Raw genomic sequence first — 1,077 nt, forward strand, 5'->3', positions numbered from 1 at the left:
TGAATACGAACGCACCAGGACAACTCTGGCGCTTTACGTTGAACTTAACTGACAAAACCGTAGGGAGTAAGTTATTAGAAGAGCGCTGTTGCGAGTTTCCCATCATTAACCCTAATTGTGTCGGACATCCCTATCGCTACTTATTTATCGGAGCTACTGATCGTCCCACCGGTAATGCGCCATTACAAGGGATTCTAAAAATAGATATGGAAACAAAGACACAACAATTCTGGAGTGCTGCGCCAAAGGGTTTTGTAAATGAACCAATGTTTGTGCCACGACCCAATGCTGAACGAGAAGATGATGGTTGGGTATTGACCTTAGTATATGATGCTAGTCATCACCGGTCGGATCTAGTAATTTTAGATGGTTGTGATTTAACTAGTGGACCGATAGCACGACTGCACTTGAAGCATCATATCCCTTACGGTTTACATGGTAGCTGGAGTGGTGAGTTGTTGGGAGTTGGGTTGAATCAGGTTGAAGGTTGAAGGTTTAAGAAGGTTGAAGGTTTAAGGTTTAAGGTTACAGGTTGTTCGCGTAGCGTGGCCAAAAGGCCAAGGTTACAGGTTGTTCGCGTAGCGTGGCCAAAAGGCCAAGGTTGAAGGTTACAGGTTGAGGGTTTAGACTTTAACAAGATAGGGGGAGTTTGAGGGGGCGAAATTCCCCCACCTGGCCGTAGGCCACGCTACGCGAACGTTCAGGTGGGGGATGGATAGCCCCTTCAAATACCAGAGATCTGTTTTCTGACCCAGCTCTCTATGTATTCTCCAACGCTTACCCCAGAGTCTTTAGCTGCTAGCTGCAACCATTTCCAAGTGCTGTCTGTAAGCCAAATTCCGTGTTGTCTTTTTAGTTCGTCATAATGAGCGGGTGCTCCCCTCATTCTTTTCTGAGGATTTTTCCTTTTTGTGCTTGACATTTATATTTCTCATCAACTATACTAATAAGATAGCAGGTAAAGAGCACGGAGTTAAAGGATGTGATTTAATTTATGGCGAATCTTAGGCAGACATTTCGTATTTATCCCAATCAAACAGCTAATTCAAAGATGTTTTATGCGAGAAAACTGCATCA

Annotated in this window: 3 protein-coding genes; 1 reads left to right on the top strand and 2 read right to left on the bottom strand. The window is 44.1% G+C overall.

The annotated features are described in order from the left end of the window. On the top strand, positions 1-491 hold a 491-nt coding region (locus F6K51_RS38005), incomplete at its 5' end, for a carotenoid oxygenase family protein (RefSeq protein ID WP_293031526.1). On the opposite strand, the gene F6K51_RS38010 is transcribed toward F6K51_RS38005, so the two are convergent. Continuing rightward, positions 476-637, bottom strand: a complete 162-nt coding sequence (locus tag F6K51_RS38010; RefSeq protein WP_293031529.1) for a hypothetical protein — start codon at positions 635-637, stop codon at positions 476-478. The two genes, F6K51_RS38005 and F6K51_RS38010, sit on opposite strands and share 16 nt — an antisense overlap. A gap of 87 nt (positions 638-724) precedes the next feature. Next, entirely contained in the window at positions 725-922 is a 198-nt protein-coding gene (locus F6K51_RS38015) for a hypothetical protein (protein ID WP_075897041.1), read from the bottom strand. Positions 923-1,077 lie beyond the last annotated feature (155 nt).

Source organism: Moorena sp. SIO3I8, assembly GCF_010692325.1.
In the GTDB taxonomy this organism is placed as follows: Bacteria; Cyanobacteriota; Cyanobacteriia; order Cyanobacteriales; family Coleofasciculaceae; genus Moorena.